The sequence below is a fragment of the Alteromonas sp. AWJ4_197 genome (assembly GCF_056160285.1).
On sequence record NZ_JBSWWW010000005.1, the window covers coordinates 25,894 to 42,862 of the forward strand.

General features: G+C 50.1%; 13 protein-coding genes. 3 read left to right on the forward strand and 10 right to left on the reverse strand.

From position 1 onward, the window contains the following. Window positions 1-28 precede the first annotated feature (28 nt). Window positions 29-1,141: a tRNA nucleotidyltransferase/poly(A) polymerase-related protein gene (locus tag ACXAGC_RS11770; RefSeq protein ID WP_474844839.1), complete on the reverse strand. Its 1,113-nt coding sequence runs from the start codon at window positions 1,139-1,141 to the stop codon at window positions 29-31. Window positions 1,142-1,277: 136 nt separating this feature from the next. Here ACXAGC_RS11770 and ACXAGC_RS11775 point away from each other — a divergent pair, with 136 nt between their 5' ends. Continuing rightward, the gene (locus ACXAGC_RS11775) at window positions 1,278-2,189 is read left to right on the forward strand and encodes an ExeA family protein (protein ID WP_474844566.1); all 912 of its coding nucleotides are present in this window, start codon (window positions 1,278-1,280) and stop codon (window positions 2,187-2,189) included. Continuing rightward, window positions 2,182-3,309, forward strand: coding sequence for a general secretion pathway protein GspB (locus tag ACXAGC_RS11780; protein WP_474844567.1), 1,128 nt, complete (start codon window positions 2,182-2,184; stop codon window positions 3,307-3,309). Before ACXAGC_RS11775 ends, ACXAGC_RS11780 begins: the two co-directional genes overlap by 8 nt. Window positions 3,310-3,316: 7 nt before the next feature. Here ACXAGC_RS11780 and ACXAGC_RS11785 read toward each other — a convergent pair whose 3' ends face one another. The 9 genes from ACXAGC_RS11785 to mutS form a co-directional block, all read right to left on the reverse strand. Next, the gene (locus ACXAGC_RS11785) at window positions 3,317-4,495 is read right to left on the reverse strand and encodes an HD-GYP domain-containing protein (RefSeq protein WP_474844568.1); all 1,179 of its coding nucleotides are present in this window, start codon (window positions 4,493-4,495) and stop codon (window positions 3,317-3,319) included. 85 nt (window positions 4,496-4,580) lie between these two features. Then, on the reverse strand, window positions 4,581-5,183 hold the full coding sequence (leuD, locus tag ACXAGC_RS11790) for a 3-isopropylmalate dehydratase small subunit (RefSeq protein WP_474844569.1): 603 nt from the start codon (window positions 5,181-5,183) through the stop codon (window positions 4,581-4,583). Window positions 5,184-5,186: 3 nt separating this feature from the next. Beyond that, window positions 5,187-6,587 carry a 3-isopropylmalate dehydratase large subunit gene (gene leuC / locus ACXAGC_RS11795; RefSeq protein ID WP_474844570.1) on the reverse strand — a complete coding sequence of 467 codons (1,401 nt, stop codon included), beginning with the start codon at window positions 6,585-6,587 and terminating at the stop codon, window positions 5,187-5,189. A 9-nt stretch (window positions 6,588-6,596) separates the two neighbouring features. Then, window positions 6,597-7,694 carry a 3-isopropylmalate dehydrogenase gene (leuB, locus tag ACXAGC_RS11800; protein WP_474844571.1) on the reverse strand — a complete coding sequence of 366 codons (1,098 nt, stop codon included), beginning with the start codon at window positions 7,692-7,694 and terminating at the stop codon, window positions 6,597-6,599. Next, on the reverse strand, window positions 7,695-9,254 hold the full coding sequence (gene leuA, locus ACXAGC_RS11805) for a 2-isopropylmalate synthase (protein WP_119500442.1): 1,560 nt from the start codon (window positions 9,252-9,254) through the stop codon (window positions 7,695-7,697). Between the two features lie 268 nt (window positions 9,255-9,522). After that, a complete protein-coding gene (locus tag ACXAGC_RS11810; protein ID WP_474844572.1) occupies window positions 9,523-10,182 on the reverse strand; it encodes a hypothetical protein in 660 nt (219 codons plus the stop codon). A gap of 78 nt (window positions 10,183-10,260) precedes the next feature. Beyond that, entirely contained in the window at window positions 10,261-11,553 is a 1,293-nt protein-coding gene (gene eno, locus ACXAGC_RS11815) for a phosphopyruvate hydratase (protein WP_119500443.1), read from the reverse strand. A 58-nt stretch (window positions 11,554-11,611) separates the two neighbouring features. Further along, a complete protein-coding gene (locus ACXAGC_RS11820) occupies window positions 11,612-13,243 on the reverse strand; it encodes a CTP synthase (protein ID WP_303574471.1) in 1,632 nt (543 codons plus the stop codon). A 166-nt stretch (window positions 13,244-13,409) separates the two neighbouring features. Beyond that, window positions 13,410-15,983 carry a DNA mismatch repair protein MutS gene (mutS, locus tag ACXAGC_RS11825; RefSeq protein ID WP_474844840.1) on the reverse strand — a complete coding sequence of 858 codons (2,574 nt, stop codon included), beginning with the start codon at window positions 15,981-15,983 and terminating at the stop codon, window positions 13,410-13,412. Between the two features lie 289 nt (window positions 15,984-16,272). On the opposite strand from mutS, the gene ACXAGC_RS11830 reads away from it, so the two are divergent. Further along, window positions 16,273-16,788 carry a CinA family protein gene (locus ACXAGC_RS11830; RefSeq protein ID WP_474844841.1) on the forward strand — a complete coding sequence of 172 codons (516 nt, stop codon included), beginning with the start codon at window positions 16,273-16,275 and terminating at the stop codon, window positions 16,786-16,788. Window positions 16,789-16,969 lie beyond the last annotated feature (181 nt).

The window sequence follows — 16,969 nt, forward strand, 5'->3', positions numbered from 1 at the left end:
AATCGTTAACCAGATATCTTATGACTGGCTATGAGGACTGATTTGCCGGCAGGTACTCCGCAATAATTTCCATACGGGCCTGATCCATGGCTTCGCCAATTTGCGGTCCCCGCAGGCCCTGTTCAACAAAGGCTTTGGCGCTCAGCTTGCCAGCCTTGCTGACCGCTTCATTCAGTGCCGTTGCTAAATCATTGACCATATCTGAGGGGGCCGTTATCAGTGAGCATGCTGTAATAAAGTCAGTGAAGCGTTCCGGTTTACGCCAGGCGTCGCACTGATTACACAGGGCAAGCCAGTCTTCTGCCTGGTTTGATGCGGTAAAGTTCTTGCTGAAACGGCTGATCAGGATCGCCAGTCCGGTGTATTTGTTGGGTGCTTTTATCCGCTCACACAACTTCTCTGTTTGTTCCGGTGAAACGTCTGCAAATAGCAGTGCCCAGCGAATGTCGTCACTGCATTGCGCCGCAGCTGCCCGCTGAAGTCGTAAGTCACTGTTTGCCCGGGACGGGATGAGTTCCAAAAACCAGAAACCAAGTGCATCAGCGTTTTCAAGCACCTGAAAATAGACTTCAGGATTCATTTCTCCCAACGCACGAATAGTCTCCTTCCATACACGCTCAGCCGTAAGATGGGCAAGTTCGCCACTGTCAGCCATGGAGCGCATGAGCGAAGCGGTTTCATCCGCTACGGTAAACCCGAGATAAGCATACCTTGCTGCAAAACGGGCAACACGGAATACCCGCAGGGGATCCTCACTAAAGGCTTCAGACACATGCCGCAATGTGCGGGATTCGATATCTTCAACGCCCTGGTAAGGGTCAATCAGATTGCCGTCTTTGTCTCTGGCGATAGCATTTACGGTGAGATCCCGACGGATCAAATCCTGCTCAAGTGTCACGTCAGGTGCAGCGTAACAAACAAAACCGGTGTAACCGCTGCCGGATTTTCTTTCCGTGCGGGCAAGGGCATATTCTTCTTTGGTTTTCGGATGCAGGAACACCGGGAAGTCTTTCCCGACCTGTTCATAGCCTTTACTGAGCATCTCTTGTGGTGTGGCACCTGTTACTACCCAGTCCCGCTCTGTTACCGGACGTCCGAGTAATTCATCCCGTACTGCGCCGCCCACTAAATAAACATCCATAAAACCATCACGCTGTTTGTTTTGTTTCATTATGCCTGAACTAAGAGGCTTTTTGTTTATCGAAAGGCTTTGATTTTGACTTATTCACCCGGGCCGGTTAGTTTAGTCGCGGTGAATTGCTAACTCTCTCAAACACATGTATCTGAATTATTTTGGACTGACGGACAACCCGTTTTCCATAGCGCCAAACCCCGATTATTTATATATGAGCCCGCGCCACAAAGAGGCACTGGCACATTTAACCTTTGGCCTGCGCGAAAGCGGCGGTTTTGTGATGCTGACCGGCGAGGTTGGCACCGGGAAAACCACGGTATCCCGGAGATTGTTGCAGCAATTACCTGACAATACCCAGGTAGCAATGATTCTAAATCCCACGTTGTCTGCTCTGGAACTGCTGGCTACCGTCTGCGACGAGCTGGGCATTCCCTATGATGTGGACAAGGCCAGTCTGAAATATTTCACTGATCGTATTCTGGCGAAGCTGGCTGACAATCATCAGGCCGGCATGAATACGGTACTGATGATTGATGAAGCCCAGCATCTGATGCCTGAAGTGCTGGAACAGCTGCGTTTACTGACCAATCTGGAAACCAACCGTGAGAAACTGCTGAAGGTGGTGTTAATAGGACAGCCTGAATTACAACAGTTACTGAAGCGAAACGAATTACGGCAGCTGGCTCAGCGTATTACCGCCCGTTATCATTTGTTACCGCTCACCGCACCGGAAGTCTCTTCTTACGTAGCACACCGCTTAAGTGTGGCAAAGGGGGACGTGAGCATTTTCAGCCCTTCGACGATAAAAGCCATTCACCAAATCACTGGCGGTATTCCCAGAGTGATTAACTTGCTTTGTGACCGCGCGCTGACCCTGTCATTCACCAAACAGCATGCAGTAGTAAAGAAGCCTGTATTCCTTGCCGCAGCAGAACAAATACTTGGCGAAGATGTGGTGAGCCAGCGTATTCAAAGTCAGCGTAAATGGCTGATGATATTGTTGTTTGTGATTGCTGTGGTGACTGGCTTTGGCCTCGGGAGGTTGTATGTCTGACCTCATTAAAATTGGAGAGCTGAAACCCGGTATGGTGATTATTCGCATCACTGAGCAGAACGGGCCGGTTAAAATTCGCAAAAGTGGTCTGGTATCCAGTGACGCCATGGTACAGGGCCTGGCGGAAATGGGAGTGCAGGAAGTTGAAGTTGACCCTGCTCAAGCCGTTGAAATTGAAAAGCCGGTGCATCACCGCACGCAAACGCAGGCGCTGCTCAGGGGAGAACACGACACCAGTGTCAGTAAGTTTGATGCCGGGTTGTCAGATCAATTTAACCGCAGCTTGTTCCTTCCCACTGTGCAGGGAATGCCGTCGTTGTGGAAAGTGTATACCAGACAGGCAGTGTCTTTTGCCGGTGTCATTCTGGCCGGACTGATTACAGGTGGTGCCATCGGCAGTTACCCTGCGTGGTGGCCTGATACGGTAAATATCGTGTCCGCCGGCGATGAGCGCGGAAACGGACAGGAGATACCGGGAACAACACCTAAAGACAGCACAAACCTGAAATCTACCGGAGAGGCTGTGGTGCCAGCCGGTAACAATATTGCCGCAGTGGATAGCAGCCCGGTAATTAATACAAATGAATTAAACCCAGTTCCTGATGCCACCGCAGGGAGTCAGCGTGAAATAAGCGCAATCCCAAACCAGAGCGCAACCGGGCAGCAAAATACTGTGTCCGCCAATCCGGTGAACAGAGATGGCGCAGGGAATGATACTGCTGCGCAGGCCTCAGATTTAGGCGGTGAAATCATCAATGCGCCGCAGGAAAGCGATGTGAATGTGTCACCGGAGCTTATGGCACGGTTTAACAAGGCCATTGAAGATTTGGACAATAAGGCTACCGAAGATGAGCCTGAAACACAGATCACCGTGCGTGACGATTTACCCCGTGTCGATCAACTTCCTGTCAGAATGCTTACCCGTTTACCGGGTATGGCGTTTAATGCGCATATGTATGCCAGTCGTCCGTCTGACCGCTGGGTCAGAGTGAACGGCAAACAACTCGGGGAAGGGGACTGGATTGATGACAAGGTGCAAATAGTGAAAATTGAAGCTCAGCGGGTTATTCTGAGTTTCGAAAACAAAGAGTTTTCTATGGCGGCGTTAACAGACTGGTGACCGGGTTTCAGCCTGGCACCTGGCTGATAAATACATCTTTGAAAAATTTCGGCAGATTAATGCCAAAATCATCAGGGCGGACACCTGACTCAATTTCATCGTCGACAGTAAGCAAATCAATGCGTTTAATTTCACTGAAGTGACCTCCGGTAATGCTGTAGAAAGTCATTACCACCGGTGAGGTGAGATCGTCGGGATTTTGTTTACTGATGATCCCCAGTCTCCCGCTTTTCAGTTTTACCAGCGAGCCCACGGGGTGAACACCGACACACTGCACGAACTGTTTAACTAACACGCTGTCAAGAGACGGATCTTTAGCCAGCCTTTTCAGCGCAAGGGCCGGTGTAATGCTGTCTTTGTGAGGGCGGTTGGAAATCATCGCATCGTAACAGTCCACAATAGCCGCCATTTTTGACAGGGGGGAGATGGTGTCACTCTTCAGTGCTTTCGGGTAGCCGGAACCGTCTTCCCGTTCGTGGTGTTGAGATATAACCGACAATGCCAAATCTGAAATTTGTTCCCCTTGCTCTACCAGTTCCACGCCAATATCAACATGGCTTTTCACCACATCCCAGTCGGCCTGACTCAGTTTTCCATTTTTATGCCTCAGTTCCTGTGGGATCTGCGACATACCCACGTCCATAAGCAATGCGCCCATACAAGCTTCATCAATCGTATCCCGATCATAACCAAGATGCTGGGCAAACATAGCCATCAGGATGGAACAGTTAATCGAATGTTCAAGCAGGTATTGATCTGAATTCTTTATCATTGTCAGGCAGGACATGGCATCCTGATTATCGAAAACTGCATCAATGATGCTGGATGACAGGTCTGATGCCTGCGAGAAATCATTAGGAGCGCCCTTGTTGAGCGAAGTGATGAAAGACTGCTGTAAGCTCACGGCTTCTTCATAAAGTACGCTGGCGGCATTCAGAGCGTCTGAATTCGACTGTGTGGCAGGTGAAGGGGCGGGCACCTGGTCACTGACCATTGCTGCTTCCGGCAACTGACTTCTGGCAAAGTCGACTTCTACCACGGTGATCCCCATTTCCTTCAGCTTACCGATGGATACCGGTGATTTCACCACGCCGCTGGAGCGCACGCGTAATTGTCCGGTTTGTTCTAAAACCTGATTGACGTACATACCCGGAATGAGTTCATCAATAGTCACGTTTTTTAGCATGCAATGTTACCTGAGCAGAAGCCGGGGCCGAAAAAAAGGGCGATGCTGATGCATCGCCCTTTGAGTATAGTTGATATCGAAAAAATTAAAGCCAGACTGGTTGTCTACTTTCGTATGATTCGATGGTCTCTGTCAGTTCCAGCGTCTGACCAATAGCATCTAAGCCTTTGATCAGATTGTTTTTGTGGTGTGCAAGTATATCAAAGCTAAATACTGCATCGCCTGCTTTCACTGTTTGTGCCGGCAAATCGATTTCCACAGCGGTTTCCGGTTTGGTTTTGACAATGGCAAACAGCTTATCCATTTGCGCGGATGTCAGCGCTACCGGCAGCAACTGGTTGTTAATGCAGTTGCCGTAGAAAATGTCAGCGAAGGATGTGGCGATAACGGCATCAAAACCAAAATCTGCCAGTGCCCATGGCGCGTGTTCCCGGCTGGAACCACAACCAAAATTTTCCCGCGACATCAGTATACTTGCGCCGGCGTGTTCCGGTTTATTTAACACGAAATCAGGATTGGGTTCTTTTTCATGTAAGTCCAGATAGCGCCAGTCGTGGAACAAATGTTTACCGTATCCGCTGCGTGTTACGCCAGTAAGGAACTGTTTCGGGATGATCTGATCCGTATCGACGTTAGCCTGATCAAGGGGGCAGGCGCGGCCGGTGTGTGTAGTAAAACCTTGACTCATGACTTACTCCTGAAATTCTCTGACATCGGCGAAACGGCCTTTTAATGCAGCGGCAGCTGCCATCGCAGGGCTCACCAGGTGAGTGCGGGCACCGCGGCCCTGACGGCCTTCGAAGTTACGGTTACTGGTTGAAGCACAACGGTCACCGGCCTGAAGAATGTCATCATTCATGCCCAGACACATCGAACAACCCGGCAAACGCCACTCGAACCCTGCATCGGTAAAGATTTTATCCAGACCTTCTGCTTCCGCCTGACGTTTAACCGCACCGGATCCCGGCACAACAATCGCGGTGACGTTGTCAGCGACTTTGCCCTGTTTGGCGATGAATGCAGCAGCACGCATGTCTTCAATACGACCATTGGTACAAGAGCCGATAAATACATGACTGATGGCCACATCTTCCAGCTTGTCGCCTGCAGATAAGCCCATGTATGACAGGGCTTTTCTCGCGCTCTCTTTCTCTACCGCATCGCTGAAGGAGTCAGCTGCAGGTACCGGTGTATCCACACCAATTACCTGACCCGGGTTAGTGCCCCAGGTGACCTGTGGTGCGATATCAGCGGCATTTAATTCAACAACGCTGTCGAATTTCGCGCCATCTTCACTGTACAGTGTTTTCCAGTATGCAACGGCGTCATCCCACGCTCCGCCGGAGGGTGCATATTCACGGCCTTTCACGTAGTTAAATGTGGTCTCATCCGGGGCAACCATACCGGCTTTCGCTCCGGCTTCGATACTCATGTTACAGATAGTCATGCGCTCTTCCATGGTCAGAGAGCGGATGGCTTCACCGGCGTACTCGATAACATAACCGGTAGCGCCGGCGTGTCCGATTTTGCCGATAATGGCCAGAATGATATCTTTTGCCGTAATGCCCACCGGTAATTTACCGTGCACATTAATCAGCATGCTTTTCGCTTTACTTTGCTTCAGAGTTTGTGTGGCGAGTACATGCTCAACCTGAGATGTACCGATACCGAATGCTAAAGCCCCGAATGCGCCATGGGTTGCGGTATGCGAGTCACCACATACTGCGGTAACGCCGGGCAGGATCAGGCCCAGTTCAGGACCCATTACGTGAACAATACCCTGCTTCTGGTGACCAACAGGGAAGAGCTTAACGCCGTGTTCTTCACAGTTTTTCGCCAGCGTTTGCAACTGTAACGCATTTTGCGGACCGCAGGCGTCAATGGCCAGCGAGCGGGTAGAGATACTGTGATCCATGGTGCCGAATGTACGGTCAGGTCGACGCACTTTGCGGCCTTTTTCATTCAAACCTGCGAAGGCCTGAGGCGAAGTCACTTCGTGGATCAGGTGACGATCGATATACAATAAGCTGTCTTCGCCAATCTGGTCTACAACGTGTGCTTCCCAGACTTTGTCATATAAGGTCTTGGCCATGACGGTCTGTTACTCCTGATTTAAAATCTGTTTGACAATTTCATCGCCGACCTGAGCCGTGGTGGACGCTTGTGCGCGTTTATTCTCAGGTAACAATTCACCGGTTAATACACCGGCTTCTAACGTGGCTACAACCGCTTTTTCGATAGCGTCTGCAGCATCTTGCAGGTTTAAGCTGAAACGCAACATCATGGCTGCTGACAGCACCTGAGCGATAGGGTTAGCAATACCCTGGCCGGCAATATCCGGTGCTGAACCACCGGCCGGCTCGTATAAGCCAAAGCCTTCTTCGTTCATACTGGCTGATGCCAGCAGGCCCATAGAACCGGTCATCATGGCGCATTCGTCTGAAATGATGTCGCCGAACAGGTTAGAGCATAACATCACGTCGAACTGGGCCGGGTTTTTCATCACCTGCATGGTCGCGTTATCAATATAGATGTGCTCAAGTTCCACATCAGGATAGTCTTTGGCGACTTCTTCAGTGACTTCGCGCCACAAACGGCTGCATACCAGTACGTTGGCTTTATCTACCGAGGTAACTTTGCCACGGCGCTTTTGCGCAGCTTCGAAGGCTGATACCGCGATTCTGCGAATTTCCCGTTTGGAGTAGCGCATAGTATCAAAGGCGTATTCTTCTTCACCTTCGCCGTCACGGCCTTTGGGCTGACCGAAATAGATACCGCTGGTCAGCTCGCGGACAACCAGTACATCCACACCGCTGGCAGCAATGTCTGCACGCAGCGGGGATAAGTTCTCAAGACCCGGATAAATTTTGGCAGGACGCAGGTTACTGAATAAATCGAAATGACTGCGAAGGGTTAACAGTGCTGCGCGTTCAGGGCGTTGTTCCAGTGGCAGGGAATCCCATTTTGGTCCACCGATTGAGCCGAATAAAATCGCGTCGGCCTGTTCACAACCTTGCAGAGTGGCTGGCGGTAATGCTTCACCTTCAGTATCAATGGCATAGCCACCGACCGGATACGCGGTCCGGTTGAAAGTCACTTTGAATTTGCTCTCAACGGCATCCAGGACCTTGTTGGCTTCCTGCATGACTTCCGGGCCGATACCGTCTCCGGCGAGTACGGCAATATTGAATTCGCTCATTTATACTCCTGCAACGCGTTCTTGTTGAATCTTTTGCTGATCAATCTGGTCAGCAACATGTGTATTGTTCAGTACGAAGATAAGGGCTTTAACCCCGGCTTCGACAATGTCTGTGGCCAGGCCGATACCGTGGAAACGGCGGCCTTTGTACTCGGCGATAACACCGACCTGGGCAAGGGCGTCAGCACCTTCACCTTTCGAGTCCAGTTTGAAGTCCACCACTTCCAGGTCTTCATGGCCCAGAATAGAAATAATGGCATTAAAGGCGGCATCCACCGGACCGTTACCGATGGCTGTTTTGGTAACGGTTTCGCTGCCGACCTGTAAACGTACAGTGGCACTGGGAATGATTTCCCGGCCAGAGTTGGCCTGCAGATAAGACAGCTGGTAATACGCGTCTTCGTGTTTTTGCTGATCGAAAAACAGCAAGGCTTCCAAATCATAGTCGTAAACCTGACCTTTCTTATCGGCCAGCGCAAGGAATGCGGTGTAAACCGTTTCCAGGTCGTAGTCTTCCGCCTTGTAGCCCAACTCTGTCAAACGGTGCTTGATAACGTGACGACCGGAGCGTGATGTCAGGTTCAGGTTGTTTTTGTTAATACCCACACTTTCCGGTGTCATGATTTCATAGGTATTTTGCGCTTTTAATACACCGTCCTGGTGGATACCTGAGGAGTGACTGAAGGCATTCGCGCCCACAATGGCTTTGTTCGACTGAACCGGCATATTACACAACTGGCTGACCAGCTTGGAGGTACGGAAAATTTCAGTGGAATTGATGTTGGTTTGCATGCCCAGCATGGCTTCGCGGGTTTGCAGTATCATCGCGATTTCTTCCAGTGAACAGTTTCCTGCACGCTCACCGATACCGTTAATGGTACATTCTACCTGACGTGCACCTTGCTCGACAGCCGCCAGCGAGTTGGCAACCGCCAGACCTAAATCGTTGTGACAGTGCACGGAAATCGTGGCTTTATCGATATTCGGTACGCGGTTAAACAGGTTGCCGATGATGCCGCCGAACTCGGTGGGTGTTGTATAACCCACGGTATCCGGAATATTTACGGTAGTGGCACCGGCATTGATGGCGGCTTCAACCATACGGCAAAGATAATCGATGTGGGTACGGCCGGCATCTTCACAGGAAAATTCTACATCATCGGTGTAGCGGCGGGCATGCTTTACTGCAGCTACTGCCATATCAACGACTTCGTCCTGAGATTTTCTGAGTTTGGCACCAACATGAATTTCAGATGTGGCGATAAAGGTATGGATACGGAATTGTTCAGCGACACTCAGCGCCTGGCCGCATGCATCGATGTCTTTTTCAAGGGCTCGGGATAAACCGCAAACCACACTGTTTTTCACTTCCCGGGCAATCATCTGCACGGATTTAAAATCACCCGGGGAAGATACCGGGAAACCCGCTTCGATGATGTCTACGCCCAGACGTTCGAGGGCCAGAGCGATCTGCAATTTTTCTTTGGCACTTAAACTGGCGGGCAGTGCCTGCTCGCCGTCGCGTAACGTGGTATCAAAGATTTTTACCTGATTCGTCATGGCTTGTACTCGTGGTGATAATTAGTAAAAAAAAACCCGTGCGATGCACGGGTTTATTGTAATTCCTCTTACTGGATGCATTCTACCCGTGCAGTCTTGCTGCCATAAGGAGTAGAAGAGAAAGTAAAAAATGTTGCATAATTATGCGAATTTCACGGGCATCCAATTGATAGCCGACAATGTAACCATACAGGGGCCACAGGTCAACCTTTCTTTGCCATCATGAATATAATAATTGGTTATATTTATCCTAACTCTGTTTGGTTGGTCAGGTATTTAAGGTGAATTTTTTCCACTTTACCGTGGTGGAAAGCAATAATTCTCTTAATGAGAGTGTGCGTGGGGCCAGTCTGCCTTTGTGATTCCAGCGGTGTCCGCAGCATGCGGCAGCCATCACAGCTTTAGTGGGTTTCAGTAACGTATAGTCGGTGTCTGTATTGTTGGCCTGACTTACACCATCAAAGGTAAACCAGCCATATTTATTGGTGTGCACCATTTCATTCTCAGGCTGGACACGGTCAATAGAGTCCAGCTCGATATGCTCTTCATCAAAGCGAAGTAATCTTACCGGTACGGGTAAACCATAGGCTGCATGGCCTGTATACCAGGTTTGCGTGTCCTCCGGCGTAATTTTATGGGCTGGACATTTAGGTGCCTGTTTACATTGCCAGGTACCGTTGTGACTGTCTACTGCAAGCGGTGTTTTGCGGTTTGCCAGATAGTGGGCTGCCCGTTGGATCCGGTGCGGAAGTGCGGCCAGTCTGCGTTGGAGGTAGGATATCTGCGCAGCGGACGCTTGTGAAAGCACCAGCAACTCGCGCTCGTACAGGGCATTACAAATTTCTGTGAAGACCGGAGAATCGTCGGTTGCGCCGGTGGCAGCAAAAATATCAGTCTGACTGGACGACGTGTGAGAACCTGACGACATGGCTACAAAGGATTATGAAGAATATCAGTAAAGTAGCATTAAAAAGAACGGGTAGCCAGCGCTACCCGTTCATAGTCATTATTGACCTTTGATTGCGCTGCGACCCGGATAAACCGCTTTGTCGCCCAGTGCCTGCTCGATACGCAGTAACTGGTTGTACTTGGCAACACGGTCAGAACGGCACAGAGAACCGGTCTTAATTTGACCCGCTGCAGTACCAACCGCCAGGTCTGCGATAGTCGCATCTTCGGTTTCACCTGAACGGTGAGAGATAACCGCAGTAAAACCTGCATCTTTCGCCATCTTGATTGCATTCAGGGTTTCGGTCAGTGAACCGATCTGGTTGAATTTAATCAGGATGGAGTTACCGATACCATTCTCAATACCACGGGACAGGATTTTGGTGTTAGTCACAAACAGGTCGTCACCAACCAGTTGTACTTTGTCACCAATCTTCTTAGTCAGGCTTGCCCAACCGTCCCAGTCACTCTCGTCCAGACCGTCTTCGATAGAAACGATAGGGTACTGTTCAGCCAGTTCAGCCAGGTAGTCACCAAAGGTTTCTGAGTCAAAAGATTTGTCTTCACCAGACAGGACATATTTGCCGTCTTTGTAGAATTCCGACGCCGCACAGTCCAGTGCCAGCGTGATGTCTTCGTTCATTTTGTAGCCCGCTTTTTCAACGGCTTCTACAATAACAGCCAGCGCTTCAGCGTTAGAGCTCAGGTTAGGTGCAAAACCACCTTCGTCACCTACTGCTGTGTTCAGGCCTTTAGCAGACAGTACTTTTTTCAGGTTATGGAAAATTTCCGCACCCATGCGCAGGGCTTCTTTGAAGCTCTTGGCACCAACTGGCTGAACCATGAATTCCTGAATGTCTACGTTGTTGTCAGCGTGCTCACCACCGTTGATGATGTTCATCATAGGTACAGGCATAGAGTACTGACCTGACGTACCGTTTAAGTCAGCGATGTGCTCGTAAAGTGCAACGCCTTTTTCAATTGCAGCCGCTTTGGCAACAGCCAGAGAAACCGCCAGGATCGCATTTGCACCCAGCTTTTCTTTGTTCTCTGTACCGTCCAGCTCTAACATTTTGTTATCAACGTCAGTTTGTGCCAGTGGATCCATGCCAGCCAGCGCCGGAGCAATGATGTCGTTTACTGCAGCAACGGCTTTTTCTACGCCTTTGCCCAGGTAACGGCTTTTATCACCGTCACGCAGTTCCAGTGCTTCACGTGAACCAGTTGATGCACCGGATGGTGCAGCGGCACGACCCATTGCGCCTGAATCAAGGTAAACGTCTGCCTCTACAGTGGGGTTACCACGAGAGTCCAGGATTTCGCGTCCTACAATGCGAGCAATCTTCGCCATTTTATTTCCTCAACGTTTGTGCAAAAGGCAACGGGAGTAAGCCTTCTGCTTTTTAGAATCAGTGATTTTCTTTCTGGTATTTCCCGGCAGCTTCTACAAATCCTTTAAACAGCGGGTGGCCATCACGGGGCGTAGAAGTAAACTCAGGGTGGAACTGACCGGCAACAAACCATGGATGGTCAGGGATTTCGATCACTTCTACAAGGCGTTTGTCGGTGGACAAACCACTTACTTTCAAGCCCGCAGCTTCAATCTGGTCACGAAGGTTATTATTTACTTCGTAACGGTGACGGTGACGTTCGTAAATCTCTTCGCTGCCGTAGGTTTCACAGACTTTGCTGCCCGGGATCAGGTGACAAAGCTGGCTGCCTAAACGCATGGTGCCGCCTAAATCTGAAGAGGCATCACGCTGTTCGGTAGAGCCGTCTGCATCCAGCCATTCGGTGATCAGGCCAACAACCGGGAACGGTGTTTTGGGATCGAATTCGGTGCTGTTTGCGTTTTCCATACCAGCTACATTGCGGGCAAATTCAATTAAAGCAACCTGCATACCCAGACAAATACCCAGATAAGGGACTTTATTCTCGCGGGCATAGCGTGCTGCTGCAATTTTGCCTTCGATACCGCGCTCGCCGAAACCGCCGGGTACTAAGATAGCATCCAGGTGTTCTAAAATTTGTGTACCTTTTGTTTCAACGTCCTGAGAATCGACATAGTGAATATTCACTGTCAGGCGGTTTTTCAGACCAGCATGTTTTAATGCTTCATTGACAGATTTGTACGCGTCAGGCAGTTCAACATATTTGCCCACCATACCGATATTCACTTCTGCAGTAGGGTTAGACTCTGCATAAAGTACCTGTTCCCATTCGGTCAGATCGGCTTCTTTGCAATCCAGACGGAAACGGTCAACAACCAGCTGGTCCATACCCTGTGCTTTAAGCGCAGCCGGGATACGGTAGATGCTGTCTACGTCTTTCAGTGAGATAACGGCTTTATCTGCCACGTTAGTGAACAGGGCAATCTTAGAGCGCTCGGTAGCCGGCAGGGCGCCAACAGAACGGCAAACCAGGATGTCCGGTTGAATACCGATAGAACGCAGCTCTTTAACAGAGTGCTGAGTAGGCTTAGTTTTTACTTCGCCGGAAGCCGGCATGTAAGGTACCAGCGTCAGGTGCATGAACATGGCGCGCTCGCGGCCGACTTCTGTACCTAACTGGCGGATAGCTTCCAGGAACGGTTGTGATTCAATATCACCTACTGTACCGCCTACTTCAACAATTGCCACATCGTGACCTTCTGCACCGTCGATAACGCGACGCTTAATTTCGTTGGTGATGTGCGGGATGACCTGGATGGTTGCACCTAAATAGTCACCACGTCTTTCACGGCGTAATACTTCTTCGTAAACCCGGCCAGTGGTGAAGTTATTACGCTTGGTCATACGGGTGCGGATAAAACGCTCGTAGTGACCTAAATCTAAATCGGTTTCTGCGCCATCATCCGTGACAAACACTTCCCCGTGTTGAATTGGGCTCATTGTGCCTGGATCAACGTTGATATACGGATCCAGTTTTAACATCGTAACGGTGAGACCACGCGCTTCAAGAATGGCTGCTAACGACGCGGCAGCAATACCTTTACCAAGCGATGATACGACACCACCGGTGACGAAAATATAATTTGTCATGCGAAACCTAAGGCTTTGGATTGTATGGCTAATGTGCTGAGAGTTGGCAAAACGGGATTCAGCACTTGGACGGCGCAATATTATAGCGAAAGAGTAGCAGGCAAACAATCTGTTTGCCTGCTGGTCTGGCGGGTTTATTTCAGGTAAGTTAATAAAGCCTTAAGTATCACGCCTGACTTAGCCGTTTTAGCGTATAAATTAAATCCAGTGCCTGCCTGGGAGAAAGCTCATCGGGAGACAAATTATTCAGTGCATCCCGCAGCGGGTCAGGCATATCGGTAAAGTGCATTTCCGATTGTCCGGCTCTGGTCGTGGGAGCACCGGAATCTGACGACGTTTTTGTTTCCTTTATGGCCGGGGCGTCTTCCTGTGGTGCCCGGTTTTCCAGTTCATGTAATTTAGCCCGGGCAGCATTGATTACCGGGCGGGGAACGCCGGCAAGCTGGGCAACCTGTAAGCCATAGCTTTTGCTGGCCGCACCGGTTTCTACAGTATGCATAAAGCGGATGGTATCGTCGTGCTCTACGGCATCTAAATGCACATTGACCACGCCTTCTTCAGAATCAGCTAATTGTGTCAGTTCAAAATAATGGGTGGCAAACAAGGTATAAGCATTAATCTCCCTTGCCAGGAAGCAGGCACATGCCCAGGCGAGAGATAAGCCATCGTATGTACTGGTGCCGCGCCCGATTTCATCCATTAATACCAGCGAGTGCTCAGTGGCATTATGCAAAATATTGGCGGTCTCGGTCATTTCCACCATGAAGGTAGAACGCCCTGACGCCAGGTCATCTGATGCACCAATACGTGTGAAAATACGATCCACACGGCCGATTTTTGCATTTTCTGCAGGTACGTAACACCCAAGGTATGCCATCAGTACAATCAGAGCGGTCTGACGCATGTACGTTGATTTACCGCCCATGTTCGGACCGGTAATAACAAGCATGCGCTGTTTGGTGTCCAGTGTTACCGGGTTGGCAATAAACGGGTCCGTCATGACCTGCTCAACCACAGGGTGCCGACCGGCTTCATAAGTGATTTCACGGTTATCTGTGAGGGTAGGGCAATGTAAGTCGAGCGCGGTCGCCCGGTCGGCAAAACACTGAATCACATCCAGTTTAGCCAGTGCTTCCGCTGTGTTTATCAGCTTAGTAAGCTGAGGCTGGAAGGCATCGAATAATCCTTCATAAAGTTGCTTTTCCAGAGCCAGCGCCCGGCCCTGACTGGTCAGTACTTTATCTTCATGTTCTTTCAGCTCAGGCGTAATGTAACGCTCGGTGTTCTTCAACGTTTGACGGCGGATATAATCTGCCGGGGCAGCGCCACTATTCGCGCGGCTTAATTCGATAAAAAAGCCATGCACTTTGTTATAGCCCACTTTCAGTGTAGAGACGCCGGTACGCTCCCGTTCTCTGACCTCCAGAGCATCCAGGTAGTCCGTGGCTCCCCTTGACAGCGCCCGCAATTCATCAAGCTCTTCATTAAAACCTTCAGCGATAACACCACCATCGCGGATGACAACCGGAGGGTTATCTACGATAGCCTGATTTAACAGGCTTTGTAATTCAGGATAGGTGCTCACAGCATTGGCCAGATCTGCACATAACGGGTCCTCAAGAGAGGATAACTGGTCGAGTAGTCCGGGCAATTCGTTAAATGCATTGCGTAAACGGGAGAAATCCCTGGGACGGGCCGAACGCAGGGCTAACCGCGCCATGATACGTTCTATGTCACCAATGCGTTTTAGTGTATCTGCGATATCTTCATGGCCCTGTTCAATCAGTTTGCCGATGGCCTGCTGGCGTCGGGTGAGCTCATAATGATCGGTAATGGGGGCGTGCAAATAACGCTGAAGAAGCCTGCTGCCCATGGGGGTGGCGGTAGAATCCAGCACGCTGAACAGGGTATTTTCCTGACTACCTGATAAATTGGCGGTTAATTCCAGGTTTCTTCGCGTGGCTGCATCTAGCTGAATACGTGTTTCCTGCTGTTCACGATGAATACTGCGAATATGGGGCAGGGCAGTACGTTGGGTATCTTTAACGTATTGCAGTACACAGCCGGCTGCGCCGGTGGCTTTATCTAAGCCGTTGATCCCGAAACCATCCAGTGATTTGGTGCCGAATTGCTGATTGAGTTGCTCTGTTGCCGTTTGCGTATCAAACTCCCATTCGGGACGGCGACGTAAACCTTTTCGTTTTTCAATAAGAGATAAACCTTCGAATCCTTCCGGATAAAGCAGTTCCGCAGGATTAAGACGTTGCAACTCGGCCAGCAATTGTTCGTCGCTGTCACATTCAGCCACCAGAAAACGCCCGCTGCTGATATCGAGGGTGGCAACGCCGTACTGCATACTGTGACCGCACACTGCAGCAAGCAGGTTATCACGGCGCTCTTCTAATAATGCCTCATCGGTGACTGTGCCCGGGGTGACAATACGCTGAACCTGACGTTCTACCGGCCCTTTGCTGGTGGCAGGATCGCCAACCTGCTCACAAATCGCCACCGATTCGCCCATTTTTACCAGGCGCGCCAGGTAACCTTCCACCGCGTGATAAGGCACTCCCGCCATAGGAATGGGTTCACCGCCGGATTTGCCTCTGGCTGTTAATGAAATATCCAGCAGGTGTGCGGCCTTTTTGGCATCGTCATAGAAGAGTTCATAAAAGTCTCCCATCCGGTAAAACAGTAAAATATCAGGATGTTGTGCTTTTATGGCCAGATACTGGCGCATCATCGGCGTATGTGATTCCAAGAAAACCTCTTTGTTTATTCTGGCGCGATGTTGCTAGTTGTGAAGGGCGCGCGGTCGGGGGGCGTAATTGCATTTGAAACCGTCTGCCGCATGGATGCGGCAGCCGAGCCCCCAGGGATGGGTTTACGGCGTGTTTCAAATGCAGTTACGCTCCCCCTACCATCAGCGTACTTCACTACAAAGCTTTCATCAGGCCAACTTTCTGTCTTTACAGTTTGCTAAATGTGTAAAATGGTACAACGGAATTAATTCATTGGTGAGTATTATTCGTATGAGCGCAGATTTTTCAACTGTTTCACAAGACAGTGCGTTACTTAAACAGGTGGTCGCCACCGGAGATGTGCTTTGCCGGCGGAACTGGCATGTATCCTGTGCTGAGTCCTGTACCGGTGGTGGAATTGCTTACGTATTAACTTCTGTTTCCGGTAGTTCTGACTGGTTCAATCAATCATGGGTCACTTATTCAAATGAGGCTAAGCAATCACTTATTGGGGTGAAAGCTGAAACGCTTGCGGAATTTGGCGCGGTGTCGGAACAAACTGTAGCTGAAATGGTGCAGGGTGTTGTTCAGGAGAGTGGTGCGCAGGTTGGCGTGTCGGTGAGTGGTATTGCAGGGCCTGGCGGCGGTTCGGCGGAAAAGCCGGTGGGTACAGTTTGGTTTGGCTTTATGATAGACGGTGAACTCATCACGCAGCGTCACGTATTTTCCGGTGACCGGTTAACCGTGCGGGAACAGGCCATCGCCCATGCGATTTCTTATCTGTACCAACGACTGGTTGCTGAATAAAACGGGATTTGACAGACTAATTGTGAAATCTTACTTGACTGTATGCTTATACAGTATAAAATGCATTCAACATTCGAATTTCGTTTCGTGAGTTACTGAAGCGCTGACCGAATCATATTTTGCGGAAGTTAAAGAATAACAGAAGTAAAAGTGGCAGCGTAAAACGACAGGGTAACTACCG